Genomic DNA, 13,510 nt, shown 5'->3' with positions numbered 1-13,510 from the left:
AAATAGGCATTCGTCTGTAAAAAAACCTGCCACTGGTCAATTAAATTTAGAATATTTCTAGTTCTAGTAGCTCCATCAGCGCTTCGGCTCCGATGGCTTCCCGGATTCTTTGGCGTGCTGCTGTCGCGAAAGGCCCTAAGCCTACAGCTTCCGCAGCCCTGGCATAACGCAGGTTTAAAAGCGGGTCTTGGTTATAGCTGATGGCCTGCTGTAGGAGCCTATAGCGCACATCAGGATCTGTTTCCCGCTCGGCTAGTACCAGTTGGGCCGCCGTCAGATAAGGGTCCTGTCCGAAACGCTTCAGCTCCTCGTCCGGGACTTTATCGGCAGGTTGTGCCAGCAGGGAGAGATAGCTGCGAAAGCTTTTGCTTTGGGCTTCGCCCAAAGTCTCCAAAAGGCGCTTCTGCTGCGCTGTACTCAGGAGATGGGGCTTATGCCGCAACAGACCTGCTGCCAGATAGTGCTGGGCATCCCCTTCTGGAAGTGCTTCCCAGGCCTGATAGAGGGGCTGGGGCATTTCCGCTAATAGCCGGTGGGCTAGGGCTGTCAGCTGTGCTATTTTTTGGCGCTCTCCCTCGGGACGCTGCGCTAGCGTCTGCTTCACGCGCAAGCGCTGGGCTGGGTCTAAAGTTTCAAGGTGCTCGGCTAAAAGGTAGGCGGCATATAAAGGAAGTTCACCAGGGGCCTGGTCGTCGAGCAGCAGGTTTTGCCAGACACTGGCGGCGCGCTCCAGGTCGAAGCGGCTCATGTAAAGGGCCGCTAGGAGTTTCCGATGAGCAGCCTGCTGGCGATCGGCTTGTCCGATGCTTCCTTGCAGGTAGAAAAGGGTTTTTTGGATGTCCCCACGGCGCCAGTGCCAGAGAATTCTGTCCTCTACCGCCCGCTGCCGCTCCCGCTGATCAGTCGCCTGTGCGACCAGGCTGTCCAGCGCAGGCGCTAAAAAGAGGGCCTCCTCTAAGGCACCTCGTAAAATTAAATTGCGTCGCAGCGGGGGATTTGCCAGCAGCAAGGTGGAATCGTAAGTGTCTATACCCAAGGGGAGGGCTGTCCCGCCGGGGGCTGCCACAAGGGAATTGGTGAGGTAAGCCGAGGATTCTACATGCGGGACGCTGTGCACTTCTGGAAGGCTCGCCGCTCGTGCGCTATCCAGAAGGACTGCCAGTGCAGGCAGTAAGGTGGCGCGTCCGGGGCTGTCGGCGTCTGCTGCTTCGATTAGTTTTGCCGCTTGGATGGGCTCTCCCAGCTGCGCATAAATACTGGCAGTATGGATGCGCAGGGGTCCTATTTCCGGAAAAAGGGCCACTCCTTGCTCGAGGTAAAAAAGCCCTTCGAGGACATTTCCTTGCGCTTGTTTATGGGCTGCCAGCAGCAAAATCGCCTCAGGGCTGGGAGCGAAATCGAAGCTGTTTAATAAAAGATCTTCATAGCTGCGTGGGCTTTCGAGCTGGCGCCGCAGGGTCGCCGATGCCAGGATCGCAAAGGGGTGCTGGCGATACGCATTCCACGCTTCTTCGTAGAGTATGGCTGCTTTCACTGGCTCGCGGTCCAGCCAGTACCTCCCGGCCTCATTCGTGCTAAGGGCCACCTCCGCTTGGATGGCGGGGGCCAGATCCACGAAAAGCAGCACCGCACCGGAGCCCATGAGTAGGGCCAGTCGCATGTGGATGCGTTCCAGGATTTTGGGTTGATAAAAGACCTTATGCAGCGCTGTGCCACTGTTGATGAAGTTAAAAAAGTTCATGGCTACATACAGAAAAGCCATGAGGGTACCTGCCATTTGCGTGATGAGCAGCAGGTAGCTGAGCAGTCGCTGTAGCGGGGTGTTGGCGCTCCATTGGGCGTAGCCCCAAAGCAAAAGTAGCAGTCCCGCTCCTGTGAGGAAGCTCATCGTTTCGGCTAGGCGTGTCTGAAAAAATCCCTTTAGGTTGGCTTGTTTTTCATACAAGCAGTAGGCGCTGCCGAGGAGGGCGGGGAGGAGGAAGATGCCTGCCGGCAAAACTGGGAAAATGGGCGTGTAGGTGCCGTGAAGCACTAGGAGAGAGGCGGTGCTCAGGCCTAAATAGGTGATGCTGATCAGGATAAGGGCGGGCTTTAAGTTGGTCCCCACACCGGTATTCAGGCGCAGTAGCAGGAGGCTGAGTCCTTGAATAAAGCCTGGTGCTATGTAAAAATACATGCCTGCGACGGCGATCAGGCTGAGGAGCAAAAGCCCCTGCTGGGCTGCTAAAACTTGACTGCCAGCAGCTTCGGGAGCCTGCAGGTACCAGCCGAAAAGCAGGCAAGCTATGCCTGTTACACAGACCAAGAGGCGCTGCCTGAGGGTCCAGTGCTGGCCCCAGACGCGGATTAGGAAAACGGGCAGCAGGCAGGCCAGGAGGGCGATGCTCCGAGGCCAGGTGTAGGAATCCGGAAACTGTTCCAGTTCGAGGCCGAGGAAGGAGGCGCTGCTGAAGCTAAGGATAAGTAGGGTGGGGGGCAGGTAAAATAGCCAAGACCTTAGGTAGGTGCACAGCGCCAGGGCAGTGCTGAGGAAAAGTAGGAAAAGCCAAAAGCTGCTGCTGTAAAGTTGGCGCGGCAGTGCTGCGTCTTTCGGGCTAAAAAGGGGCAGCTGCAGTTCATGGATGGCTTCGGGCTGATGCCTGCCTGTGGGGAAATCGAAGGCATCGAAGTGGAGCGGAAGCGCGAGGGTTTCGAAGCGCAGCTCATACTGGAGCAGGGGCGCTGCTAGCAGGAAACTGTAAAAGAGAAAACCCCCTCCCAAAACCAAGAGCAAAAGCCCCGGGAAAAGCGGAAGGGGGAAAAAAACGTTTTTGCGCTCGGGCGCGATGTAGGGCATGCTATTCAAGAACTTTCGGTACGCGGAAATAGTCGGAATCACGCTGCGGGGCATTTTTTAAGCCCTCTTCATGTGGCAGATGCTCTCCCAACACATCTTCACGAAGTACATTCACTTCGGAGGACATGGTCGTAAGGGGTTCTACACCCTCGGTGTCTACTTCATTCAGCTGTTCCATCCAGTCGAGGATCTGGCTGAGGTCGGCTTTCATTTTTTCCACTCCTTGCGCGTCAAATTCTAGTCGGGAGAGGTGGGCTAATTTTTGAATGGTACTAGTATCTATTTTCATATTTTTCTGGTTTCCGGGCGGCGTTATCGCGGTAAAGTTGCTCCTGTATGCAGGTAAAAGCTTGCTCCTTCAGTCGGGGGAGATCTTTTTCTGTACAGCCTGCTGTAGGGATCGGTGCATGTACCACCATTTTTCCGGCCTTAAAGTTAAGCAATGGAATCGAAACATCGGGTAAAATCAGGTGATTATATGAAAGCGTGATGGGCACGATAGAAACTTGGCCCTGCCAGGCGATGCGAAATGCACCCTCTTTAAAACGGTTCATCTGCGGGGGGGTACTACTCAGGATACCACCTTCTGGAAAGATTACCAGTGCGCTACCCTGTTCGAGGGCCCTTTGCGCGCGGCGCATCACCTCGGCACGGCTGCGCAAGCTTTCTCGATTTACGGCGATATGAAGCTTCTTAAAATAGTAGCCAAAGAAGGGCAGCTTGCCGATTCCGCTTTTTCCGACGAAGACCACATCACCAGGCAGCAGTCCCATCATCGCGATGTCCAGATAGCTGAAATGATTCGCGATATACACAGCAGGCCCCTTTTTCGGAAGTTGCTCCCAACCCTCTCGTTGCACTGTTTTGCCGATAAGCCGAAAGTAAGCCCTCGCCCAGTGCTGGTTGACGCGTCGTCCGAAAGGTGCCCATTTCGGGGTGGAGGCTGCCAGCAGAAACAGCGGAAAAAGCAGCAGAAAGCTAGCTGCAAACACCAGCAAGGCGTAGGCCGTGTACAGGATGTTTAGGGCCTTCATGTGCTGTTAATCATATGGTTAGCTACTTTGATAAAGTAGTTTTGCATGTATTCGCGCACCTCATACGGCAGGTCCACCTTGTCCATGGCGGTGAGCATGCAGTCCAGCCATAGCCGACGCATCTCTCCATCGATTTTCCACTGAAAGTGCCGCTTCCGCAGCATGGGGTGGCCGCGCTTTTCCAGGTAGGTGTGGGGTCCTCCGAAGACATGGAGCAGGAACCAGTACAGGCGCTCCTCTGCCGGGCCGAGGTCTTCTTCGGGGTAGAGGGCACGCAGGGTAGGTCGGCGCTGTACTTCTTGATAGAAGAGGGCTACCAGGCGGCGGATGCCTGCTTCCCCGATGTGTTCATAGACAGTTTGGCCTTTTTCCATGCTGCGAAGATACCATTCCCAAAAGAATTTACGGAGTGGATATCGGGAATTTTGTTTTTCTTAACTAACTTGGTGTCCATACGTTCTGTAAGTGACGACCTATATAGGACCGATCACTTGCAATTTAAACTAAACTATGAAGCTATCTACTCTACATCGTAGGCTCCTGTTTGGGGCTTTCATTTTTGGCAGTTACATTTTCGCAGGGCTGGGGCAGGCTCCTGCTTTGGGCTTCGCCCAAAGTGCGGGTCAGGTAGCAGAAAAGGAGGTAGTGGACAGCTTGGCCGTGCAGGCGGAGGTGGATGCAGAGCAGCAGGACCCGACAGAAGCGGACTCGACGCAGGGGACGGCGGAGCAGCAAGTCTTAGAGGCAAGGGCGGGCAAAAAGCAGGTATATCTGTTTAAGATTGATGACAACATCGATCCGCGTATGAATCGACGGGTACGCTTGGCGCTGGAAGATGCGAAGCGAAAAGAGGCAGATATCATCTTGATCGAGATGGATACTTACGGGGGTGCGGTGAATGATGCGGACGACATTCGGACCATGCTCTTGGACTTGGAAACGCCGGTATATGTGTGGATTAATAAGGATGCAGCCTCTGCTGGAGCACTAATATCCATCGCCACAGACAGTATTTATATGGCACCAGGGAGTAGCATCGGTGCGGCCACGGTGGTGCAAGGGGGCTCTGGGGAAGCAGCGCCGGACAAGTATCAGAGTTACATGCGTTCGATGATGCGGAGCACGGCCGAGGCGAAGGGGCGTGATCCTAAAATCGCCGAAGCCATGGTGGATGAGCGCCTTGAAATCGAGGGCGTAACGGAAAAAGGGTCTGTCATTACCTTTTCCGTATCGGAGGCGATTGCAAACGGCTTTTGTGAGGCTGAAGTACGCTCTGTGGAGGCCCTGCTGGAGCGTGTCGGGGTGACGGACTACAGCCTGGAGCAGTACCAGGAGTCGGGCGTGGAGCAAGTGATTTCCTTGTTTTTAAACCCCGCCGTGAGTGGGATTTTGATTTTAATCATTCTCGGCGGTCTGTATTTCGAGATTCAGACTCCGGGGGTAGGATTTCCGCTGGCGGCTTCGATTGTGGCGGTGGTCTTGTATTTTATCCCCTATTATTTAAATGGTTTGGCGGCCAACTGGGAGATTGCTGTTTTTATTGTCGGGGTGCTTTTTTTATTCGTGGAGCTGTTTATCCTACCGGGATTCGGCATTTTCGGCATTCTCGGCATAATCGGCGTACTGACGGGCCTAACCTTAGGTATGCTGCCTAATGATGTGTTCGATTTTACATTTGTTCCCGGGGGAGACCTTTTCTCGGCTCTTCTTACGGTGCTGGTTTCGGCGATCGTGGCCATCGTAGGGATTTTTACTTTAGCGCCCAAGGTAAATAGTTGGCAGGCTTTTCGCAGTATCGCGCTGGCGAGTACGCAGAACCGTTCCGATGGGTATACCTCTACGACTTACCCGGATGAGCTGCTGGGTCAGGAGGGGCTTGTGGTTTCTCGCTTGATGCCGAGTGGTCGCATCGAAATTGAGGGGGAGGTATACGATGCTTTTTCGCGAGGGGAGTTTATCGATCGTGGGGAACGGGTGCAGGTGATCAGCACGGAAGGCACCTCTTTGCGGGTGAAAAAGGTAGCTGCAGCTCCGCAGGAAGAGCGTTGAAAGAAGAGTTGCCTCCCAGTGAAATGAATCCGTGCGCGGAACGTTTTTAATCTAGGCCCGTATTTTGGGGGGAATCCTTCTATATTTGTGGTTAAATCGAGCAAAAAGAGCAAAACAATAGCATGAAAAAGCGTATAGTTAGCCTGCTGACCGGCTTATTTTTAAGTGGAACATTATGGGCGTATAGCCCGGCACTTCTGGACTCTGTAGGGATAGAACGAAAAGGAAATCAGTCTTTTGTCTTACATGATGTAGAACCTAAGGAGACACTTTTTGGGCTTTCCAGACGCTACGGCGCCACGGTGAATGACATCGTGCAGCAAAACGACTTAAAGGATGGCTTGAAAATCGGGCAGCGCCTACGGATACCTATTATTTTAGCTGCGGAGCTGCCGACAGATTCCCGGGCACATCAGGTGCAGCCGGGAGAGACACTGTTTGCGATTTCTCGCCGCTATGAGGTGGCGGTGGAGGATCTCAAGCGCTGGAATAATTTGGTGGGAAATGATATTAGTGTGGGGCAGCAGCTGGTGGTAAAAGGGGTGGCTGCAGCCGCTGCTGCGCCGACTTCTCCTGTGGCTCAGGCTGCCGAAACAGGCCGTGCTGCAGCTGCGGAAAGCTCGCGTCAGGCAGCCACTACTGCCGCCCAAAGTGCTGAAGGAGCAGGCAGAGAAGTGGTAGCTCCTATTCGCCAGGTGGAGGAAACTACTGCTGAGGTGCGCAGCAGTACCCGTGGCGCCCGAAGAGCGGAAGCGCAGACACCGGTGGTACGTGAAGAGGGAGCTGCACCGACAGCGGCCACCAGCGCCGGTGGCTGGCGTGTCCATCAAGTCAAGCAAGGGGAGACCTTGTTTTCTATCGCCAGCCGGTATGACATTAAGGTGGATGATTTAATTCGATGGAATGGCTTAAGTTCGAATAATTTGGCCTCTGGCCAGGAGCTGCGAGTGGGTCGTGAAGCCCTGCCCGTAGAGCGCGTGCCGGTGATCGAGGCAGAGGTTCCTATACGTGCGAACAATAGGCCCACGGTCGCTTCAGTAGAAAAGGTGGAAGATAAATCGACGGGCTTTAAAAATCTGAAGCAAAACGGTTTGGCGGAGGTCATCGATGGCACGGGTAACCACAAGAAATACTTGGTTCTACATCGGGATGCACCGGTGGGTACGATCATGAGTGTGCGTAATGCTGAAAACGATGTCACGATATTCGCGCGCGTGGTGGGCAAGCTGCCCGATACGGGGGATAATAGCAAGCTTTTAATTAAGGTTTCTAAGGCAGCTTATGATCAGCTGAGGGCCGTCAATGCACGCTTTCCGGTAGAGATATCCTATTAAGCCCTTTAGGGGCCAGGAATTTACAGGGAATGTGGATTTTTTTGGATAAGCGCCACATTCCCTGTATTTTTGTACTTTATGAATGAGTTTTCCTCCATCAGCACGGGCATACACCATCTCTTTCGGTACATTTGGAATGGGATTTTTGTGCTGTCTTACCCGATTTTGGCCACATTCGGCTTGCTTTTTATCGGGCTCACCTATTTGTTTTCCGGTCTTTCGCGCCTGCTGACTCGTTTTCGTAGCGGGGAGGAAGAGGTTTCTACGCTGGTGGCTGGCCCGTGGAAGAGCGTACAGGTACAGGGGTTTCTATCCGATGAGCAGCAGCTTTCCACCGAAGAAATTACGCATGGAGCTAGTGAAGTAGGGCCGATTCCGGCCGCACAATTATTGGAGGCCAAGCTCTTTAAAAAGATTATGTTTGGTCCTGAGGGCTTCAAGTTTCGGCGTGCGGACGGCGTACCATCCGTATTAGAAGAATATGTATTTGGCGCACGCGTATACCACATCGAAGAGGGCTTGTTGGTCGAAAAGTGGAACACCTTAGAGCCGAAGGAGCTTCCGGACTTTAGTTTATGTTTGTATCTCCCCGATGAGGACAAGCTGCGCACACTTACGCGCATGACCTGTTTTGACTGGCATCTTTCGGAGCGGGAAGGAAGTATGCTGCGCTTCAAGTGGTTTGATGGCATTCAGGGAGATACGGTAGAGGTGCAGGTATAAATCGTGTCGGATCGTGAATAGACTCGCCTTAAAAGATTTTTTAGAGGAGCATGTTTCTCGTTTTAATCGTCCTGAATTTATCCCTGAGGATCCGATAAGTATTCCCCATGCTTTTACGAAGAAGCAGGACATCGAAATCGCGGGTTTTATAGCGGCCACTTTGGCCTGGGGCCAAAGGAAGACCATTATCGCCAAGTGCCGACAGTGGATGGAGCTGATGGATCATGCCCCCCATGACTTTATGCTGCAGCACCAGGAGAGCGACTTGAAGGTCTTCGAGCAGTTTAAGCATCGCACCTTTACGCCTACAGACACGCTCTATTTTATCGCTTTTTTCAGGCGTTTTTATCTGACGCATTCCAGTTTAGAGGAGGCTTTTTTACAGGGCTATCAGGCAGGGGAGGTAGACATTATGGAGCGGCTTTTGCGCGGATTTCACGAGCAGTTTTTTGCGGATCCTTTTGCGCCAGCGCGCACGCGCAAACATGTGGCCACTCCTGCGCGAAAGTCTGCATGTAAGCGGTTAAACATGTTCTTACGCTGGATGGTGCGGACGGATGATGCGGGCGTAGATTTTGGGATATGGAAGCGCATACAGCCGAGCCAACTGATCTGTCCATGTGATTTGCATGTGGATCGGGTGGCACGCGGGTTGGGATTAATACAGCGCAAGCAGACGGACTGGGCTACCGCCATGGAGCTGACGCGGGCGCTACGGGAACTGGACGCTGCGGATCCGGTGCGTTATGATTTTGCGCTTTTCAGTTTAGGAGTCATCGGGGAGCGCTAGTCCTTCGGTGGCAAAGAATACTGTAGCGGGACATGTTTGCCACGAAGGGAAGGCAGCTTTTGGCCCTTTCGGGCAAAAAAAAACTACCCCCAAGGAGGGTAGTATTTCTAAATAAATATGTCTATCATAGTTTCTTTTCGAGGGTACGCACCTTTCCGGTTTCCATATCATAAATTGCGCCAATGATACGCAATTTTCCTCTTTTTATCTTGTCCTCTACTTCTGGAAGCGCGTCATGGATGGCTTGAACACCGTGCATGACGTTAGCTACGATGGCCTGCTCGTAGAAATTGGGAGCACTTTTCGGCAGCGCCTTTTCCTCATCTTCGGCTTCTATGTAGGCAATAATTTTTTCTATGTACGTACTGTATGTGGGGTGTGCCTGTGTACCGAGATGGCTAGAGGTATCCTGTACTTTCGCCACGTACGCACCGATGGCCCCGCATTGGGTATGTCCCAGGACGATCACGAGGGGCACTTCCAGGTGGTCGATGGCATATTCCACACTGCCAATTTCATAGTCGCTCACGATATTGCCTGCATTTCGGATGACAAAGAGGTCACCTAGTCCCTGATCGAAAAGTAGTTCCGGGGGGACGCGGGAGTCTGAGCAGGAAACGATAGCAGCTATGGGATGTTGTCCTTGATTTAGTGCGCGAAGCTTCTCCAGTGTTTGATCGGGATGAATAGGGTGTTCTTCCGAGAAACGCGTGTTGCCTTCAAGTAAAAATTCTAAAATTTTACTTTTATCCAAATTTTCCGTGTGTTGATCCTCTCCTAGAATCGGTGGGGGAGTGGTGGGCCTGGTGCAAGCGGCAAGTAGCAGCCAGAAGAATAGGCTAAGGGGTGGAAGGGCCAGAGTAGGGTAAGAGTGCTGCATGTGCGTGTGGGGGGTAATGATTCAGTCACAAATATGGAGGGTTTTTGGTGGGGAGAAAGTGAGAAAAATCACCTAGTGATTCTGCTTTCATCACCGAAAGGCCTGAGCAGAAACTGGCGCATGAAAAAAGCCCCGTTTGGGGCTTAGTCCTTTTCAATCGAATAAGCGGGGAGTCTATTGATATTTCTTTTGTTGGTTCTTGAAAGTTCAACAAGAATATCTTCTATCACGTCCGGGTCAGATATATTATTTCTTCTGATAAACAGCCCAACTTTAATAATTGCATCGCTGATGAATTCGGTATCAATGATTTACCCAGCTGTAAGGGGACATAGAGGGGTACTTATCAGAATGGGGGTCCAACTGCCAAGTTCTGCCGATCACAGGATCATATCCACGGGCATGAAAATCGTAAATATTTAGGTTTAAGTCGTCTAGAAACTCTTTGCCCTGATAGAGATAACGCTATACTCTCGCACAACCTTTTCCCGGCTCTTTCCAACTCCCCGCACTCACTTTTAAAGAAGGTCAAGCCCATCCAACACATCTCAAACTTCGTTCTTCTTTTTTTTGTTTTTTTCTTGCACCCAACCTTGATTTCGGAGACGGGATACGGCCTAAGCAGACACGGGAACAGCCGTGAGGAAGAGGAAGGAGCGCAAAGGACATGACAGGCTGCGCTGGGCGGGACTTGCGGGTAGGTGGGCATCTACTGACCGTCATCGTTATTCCGGGTGTTATTTCGGAACAGCTTCCCATTCCGGCAAAAAACAATCAGGCAGTTTCTTTGTCTACCCTATACCTGATCGCTTCGGCCACAAAATTGTTTAGGGAGGTCTTGGCCTCCATGGCCAATATGGCAGCCCTTTGATGTAATGTAGCCGGTATCCTTACATTGAAACTCCCTTTAAACGGCTTCTCGGGGGGAGTTCCACCTTCCTTGCAGTCAGCCAGATAAGCATCAATGGCCTCCCTAAAATCATCTTCCAGATGTTTTCCGGTCTCTCCTTCGTAGGAGATCAAACCCCTGATCCCCAACACTTTCCCATAGAGCAGACTGTCCTGGGGACTGTACTCAATGCTGCCCGTATAACCTTTGTATTCCAGATATTTCATAACTCCAATAGTTCTCTGACCTGTTTCATTTGGTATTGCTTCATGATCCCGCTTGGATGGGGTTTGTGGATCATGACAGGAACCCCTTCACCGTTCTCGAATTTCACCCTCGAACCGGAGGTCTTACCCTTCTTTACTTCAACAAAACCAAAGTATCCAAGCAATTTCACCATCTCGTCATAATGAAAGTCGGATGGCATGCCCAAAAACCTAGCGATGAGTTTTTCCTTCTTAGACATAAACTCAAAGTAACTGTAATTAGTTGCATTTTCCAAAATTTTTAAACCTAACCCAACGGATAGTGTTTCTGTACCGCCGCCTTCAGTTCCTCCAATCCCGTCTGCCTGTACCTCTCCGTACTGCTTGAATTTATGTGGCCGGCGAACACCTGGACAACTCTAAGATCTTTTCCCTCTTTCAAAAGGTTGGTGATAACGCTCTGCTGGATGGTTTGGGCGTTTAGTTTCCTTTCCGGACCGTGTGCGCCCTCCGGCGTAAAGAGATCCCTAAAAGTCTCCATCAGATAATTGATATCATCGGCCCTGATGGACTTCCTCCTGATGTTCAGGATCAGCCCCTGGCTGTCCAAGTATGCTTTGCTTTTCTAGCTGGTCTTTACCCCGTTCTCGAAGTACTTGAAGGCTTTCGTTAGGATGGCGATCCGTTCAAGTGTATCTGATTCTTTCAGTTTTGATTGGCCATTGGTCGGCTGATAACCTGCCCACTCCTTTAAATGCATGATTGCCTCATGGGTGTTGGTTTTCATGTACTTCTCGGTAAGCCCGATAATGTCCATCATGCCAGCACTGATTAAAATCATTAATTCAATGCTCACCAAAAAACGGATGAAGGATTTGTTGGACGGTAAAGCAAATTTCTAAAATTTATTTCTTGCCTAATACAACAACTTTTTACAGCTTCAAAAATTGCTGTTTTGGACAATAAAAACAAAAACCCGGACTTGCCGGGTTTTTTTGATTTAATATGAAGAATAGACATTTATAAACTCTCCATCACGATACTTGAAAATCCAGTTTGGTAATTCATCTATATAGGGTTTAACGATTAAATCAGGACTCTTACTTTTCTTTTTATTTATTGATATAGTTCCTTTTCCGCAATATTTAAAAAACTCTTCTGCGACATTCTCATAAATTAATAACGACTTATCTTTTACAAAAAAGAATCCCGCATAATTATTATTCGCTAAATCAATATCATAAGCAGTCCCAATTGAGATAAGATATTCAGCATCTTTACTACTCACACTGATTATGAAAGTCAATTTACTGTCTTCAGGCTTAACTTTATTTAAGATTTCTGCAATCTTTGATTCAAGTTCTTCCGAGACTATATATTTATCCATCTTTACTTCAACCATATTTTCGTTTTGGCAAAAGGCATTAAAATGAGCTATCAAGAATGTTAAAATAAGAAGTTTCATATTTAATGGACTTAATAACCAAAATCAGATTTTTTTGAGTTCTTGTTAAAGGGAACATATCTTTTCTCTCTTGGCACATAAACATTAAATGTTGGCGACCCACTTCTTTCTGGATACTTCCTTTGATACCAATCTGTTACACTTCTTGCAAAACCAATATCACCGCCCTCACCAGTTAACCCCGGTACACCAGAAGGAAGAGGAGTATTTCCTGGATGATTATGGTTCATTTCTCTAATGGTATAACCATGTTGTAATTGACCATTTAACAAAGCGGTAGCCCCTGGCTCTGTGTACTCGATATGACCTGTAGTTAAAAAGTTTAGACCTTTATCGCCTTCAACTCCTGTTTTAATGTGACTCCATTCAACCCCTGTATTATCGGCTACAAATTCAAAAAGTTGTGTTCCGTTGTCATCACCACGTATTTTATAAATATCTACATTGGTAACTGCACTCTCTCGACTACCGTCTTCATTTCTTTTTGAATATTGAGCTTTTTGAGATCTGACACTCTCAATTGTACCATATTTAAAACTTATTGATTTGCCTTCTATTCGGTTACCATCACCGTCAACCATATAGAAGTTATCCGCTTTTTTGTTTTTAATCCGATTTACAATTTCACCTTGAGAATTGATTTCAAAATCATCCCTACCATCGGGATCAATTCTGTTTATCGGATTATTGCTGACATAGTGATACGGTGTCTTGTCAGGATTTCTTTCTGCTAAGGGATCCACAACACTCCATCTGCCTATTGCAGGGTCGTACATTCTTGCCCCGTAATCATATAAACCGAGGCTCAGGTCGTCCAGCAGTTCCTTACCGTGGTAGAGATAACGATTATCATGCCCTTGGTAATCGTAGCTGAGTCCACTGAGCTGTAAGCCGAAGGGATAGTAGTGGCGCTCCTGAACAATAATAGGGCCACTCTGACTGACCGTTAAGTCATCGAACCAAGCATCCTGACTTGTCTCATTTAGAACATATAACTCCAAATAACCATCTGAAGTGACCTGGACACTGTCTTCCAAAAGCTCATGCTTATTTCGTGCCGAGCTGCTCAATAACTGACGCCCCTCCCGAACTTTGACACTATCTCGATCATACAAGACATAATGCATATAGGCAGCAGGGGGCGCTTGCTTCCCTAAGTCCACCACCACAGCTTGCAGAAAGGCGAAGAGACCCAGCCCTAAACCACCACTCCCAAGGCCTGTTCCTCCATCCACGGACATCCCACTGGCAAAAGCTCCCGAGCTCGAAAACATACTTCCCACTAGGGGTAAAATAAGCCTATT

The 13,510-nt window shown here is 49.9% G+C and carries 15 protein-coding genes; 4 read left to right on the top strand and 11 right to left on the bottom strand.

Annotated elements, in window-relative coordinates; all coding sequences use genetic code 11:
* Window positions 1-46 precede the first annotated feature (46 nt).
* The 4 genes from ACXIT9_RS00400 to ACXIT9_RS00385 are packed head-to-tail and all read right to left on the bottom strand — an operon-like array spanning window position 47 to window position 4,244.
* Window positions 47-2,836 (bottom strand): hypothetical protein, encoded by a 2,790-nt coding sequence (locus ACXIT9_RS00400; protein ID WP_458054270.1) that lies wholly within the window; start codon window positions 2,834-2,836, stop codon window positions 47-49.
* Window position 2,837: 1 nt separating this feature from the next.
* Window positions 2,838-3,125: an Asp-tRNA(Asn)/Glu-tRNA(Gln) amidotransferase subunit GatC gene (gatC, locus tag ACXIT9_RS00395; protein ID WP_458054269.1), complete on the bottom strand. Its 288-nt coding sequence runs from the start codon at window positions 3,123-3,125 to the stop codon at window positions 2,838-2,840.
* Window positions 3,109-3,870 (bottom strand): lysophospholipid acyltransferase family protein, encoded by a 762-nt coding sequence (locus ACXIT9_RS00390; protein WP_458054268.1) that lies wholly within the window; start codon window positions 3,868-3,870, stop codon window positions 3,109-3,111. The genes gatC and ACXIT9_RS00390 overlap by 17 nt, the downstream gene beginning before the upstream one ends.
* Window positions 3,867-4,244, bottom strand: a complete 378-nt coding sequence (locus ACXIT9_RS00385) for a globin domain-containing protein (protein ID WP_458054267.1) — start codon at window positions 4,242-4,244, stop codon at window positions 3,867-3,869. The genes ACXIT9_RS00390 and ACXIT9_RS00385 overlap by 4 nt, the downstream gene beginning before the upstream one ends.
* Before the next feature lie 136 nt (window positions 4,245-4,380).
* On the opposite strand from ACXIT9_RS00385, the gene ACXIT9_RS00380 reads away from it, so the two are divergent.
* The 4 genes from ACXIT9_RS00380 to ACXIT9_RS00365 all read left to right on the top strand — a co-directional run bounded on the left by ACXIT9_RS00380 (window position 4,381) and on the right by ACXIT9_RS00365 (window position 8,766).
* Complete coding sequence (locus tag ACXIT9_RS00380; RefSeq protein ID WP_458054266.1) at window positions 4,381-5,919, top strand: NfeD family protein; 1,539 nt, start codon at window positions 4,381-4,383, stop codon at window positions 5,917-5,919.
* 122 nt (window positions 5,920-6,041) lie between these two features.
* Window positions 6,042-7,253, top strand: a complete 1,212-nt coding sequence (locus tag ACXIT9_RS00375; RefSeq protein WP_458054265.1) for a LysM peptidoglycan-binding domain-containing protein — start codon at window positions 6,042-6,044, stop codon at window positions 7,251-7,253.
* 78 nt (window positions 7,254-7,331) lie between these two features.
* A complete protein-coding gene (locus ACXIT9_RS00370) occupies window positions 7,332-7,976 on the top strand; it encodes a hypothetical protein (protein WP_458054264.1) in 645 nt (214 codons plus the stop codon).
* A gap of 13 nt (window positions 7,977-7,989) precedes the next feature.
* Window positions 7,990-8,766, top strand: coding sequence for a TIGR02757 family protein (locus ACXIT9_RS00365; RefSeq protein ID WP_458054263.1), 777 nt, complete (start codon window positions 7,990-7,992; stop codon window positions 8,764-8,766).
* A gap of 124 nt (window positions 8,767-8,890) precedes the next feature.
* Here ACXIT9_RS00365 and ACXIT9_RS00360 read toward each other — a convergent pair whose 3' ends face one another.
* The 7 genes from ACXIT9_RS00360 to ACXIT9_RS00330 form a co-directional block, all read right to left on the bottom strand.
* A complete protein-coding gene (locus ACXIT9_RS00360; protein ID WP_458054262.1) occupies window positions 8,891-9,646 on the bottom strand; it encodes a carbonic anhydrase in 756 nt (251 codons plus the stop codon).
* Between the two features lie 774 nt (window positions 9,647-10,420).
* Entirely contained in the window at window positions 10,421-10,762 is a 342-nt protein-coding gene (locus tag ACXIT9_RS00355; RefSeq protein ID WP_458054261.1) for a type II toxin-antitoxin system HicB family antitoxin, read from the bottom strand.
* Window positions 10,759-11,001: a type II toxin-antitoxin system HicA family toxin gene (locus tag ACXIT9_RS00350; protein ID WP_458054260.1), complete on the bottom strand. Its 243-nt coding sequence runs from the start codon at window positions 10,999-11,001 to the stop codon at window positions 10,759-10,761. Before ACXIT9_RS00350 ends, ACXIT9_RS00355 begins: the two co-directional genes overlap by 4 nt.
* 47 nt (window positions 11,002-11,048) lie before the next feature.
* Window positions 11,049-11,351 (bottom strand): hypothetical protein, encoded by a 303-nt coding sequence (locus tag ACXIT9_RS00345; RefSeq protein ID WP_458054259.1) that lies wholly within the window; start codon window positions 11,349-11,351, stop codon window positions 11,049-11,051.
* Window positions 11,352-11,366: 15 nt separating this feature from the next.
* Window positions 11,367-11,561: a hypothetical protein gene (locus ACXIT9_RS00340; RefSeq protein WP_458054258.1), complete on the bottom strand. Its 195-nt coding sequence runs from the start codon at window positions 11,559-11,561 to the stop codon at window positions 11,367-11,369.
* A 180-nt stretch (window positions 11,562-11,741) separates the two neighbouring features.
* Window positions 11,742-12,206, bottom strand: a complete 465-nt coding sequence (locus tag ACXIT9_RS00335) for a hypothetical protein (protein ID WP_458054257.1) — start codon at window positions 12,204-12,206, stop codon at window positions 11,742-11,744.
* Between the two features lie 11 nt (window positions 12,207-12,217).
* A partial coding sequence (locus tag ACXIT9_RS00330; RefSeq protein WP_458054256.1) for a JAB-like toxin 1 domain-containing protein occupies window positions 12,218-13,510 on the bottom strand: 1,293 nt, incomplete at its 5' end.

The organism is Nitritalea sp. (assembly GCF_054166705.1).
Note: the sequence above shows the minus strand (reverse complement) of the source record. Positions and strands in the feature narration are given on the sequence as shown.

Excerpts from the sequence above, each read along its gene's own strand:
- gatC (WP_458054269.1), bottom strand. The coding sequence starts at position 3,125 with ATGAAAATAGATACTAGTACCATTCAAAAATTAGCCCACCTCTCCCGA.
- ACXIT9_RS00340 (WP_458054258.1), bottom strand. The coding sequence starts at position 11,561 with ATGATGGACATTATCGGGCTTACCGAGAAGTACATGAAAACCAACACC.
- ACXIT9_RS00400 (WP_458054270.1), bottom strand. The coding sequence starts at position 2,836 with ATGCCCTACATCGCGCCCGAGCGCAAAAACGTTTTTTTCCCCCTTCCG.
- ACXIT9_RS00370 (WP_458054264.1), top strand. The coding sequence starts at position 7,332 with ATGAATGAGTTTTCCTCCATCAGCACGGGCATACACCATCTCTTTCGG.
- ACXIT9_RS00335 (WP_458054257.1), bottom strand. The coding sequence starts at position 12,206 with ATGAAACTTCTTATTTTAACATTCTTGATAGCTCATTTTAATGCCTTT.
- ACXIT9_RS00360 (WP_458054262.1), bottom strand. The coding sequence starts at position 9,646 with ATGCAGCACTCTTACCCTACTCTGGCCCTTCCACCCCTTAGCCTATTC.
- ACXIT9_RS00390 (WP_458054268.1), bottom strand. The coding sequence starts at position 3,870 with ATGAAGGCCCTAAACATCCTGTACACGGCCTACGCCTTGCTGGTGTTT.
- ACXIT9_RS00375 (WP_458054265.1), top strand. The coding sequence starts at position 6,042 with ATGAAAAAGCGTATAGTTAGCCTGCTGACCGGCTTATTTTTAAGTGGA.
- ACXIT9_RS00380 (WP_458054266.1), top strand. The coding sequence starts at position 4,381 with ATGAAGCTATCTACTCTACATCGTAGGCTCCTGTTTGGGGCTTTCATT.
- ACXIT9_RS00355 (WP_458054261.1), bottom strand. The coding sequence starts at position 10,762 with ATGAAATATCTGGAATACAAAGGTTATACGGGCAGCATTGAGTACAGT.
- ACXIT9_RS00385 (WP_458054267.1), bottom strand. The coding sequence starts at position 4,244 with ATGGAAAAAGGCCAAACTGTCTATGAACACATCGGGGAAGCAGGCATC.
- ACXIT9_RS00350 (WP_458054260.1), bottom strand. The coding sequence starts at position 11,001 with ATGTCTAAGAAGGAAAAACTCATCGCTAGGTTTTTGGGCATGCCATCC.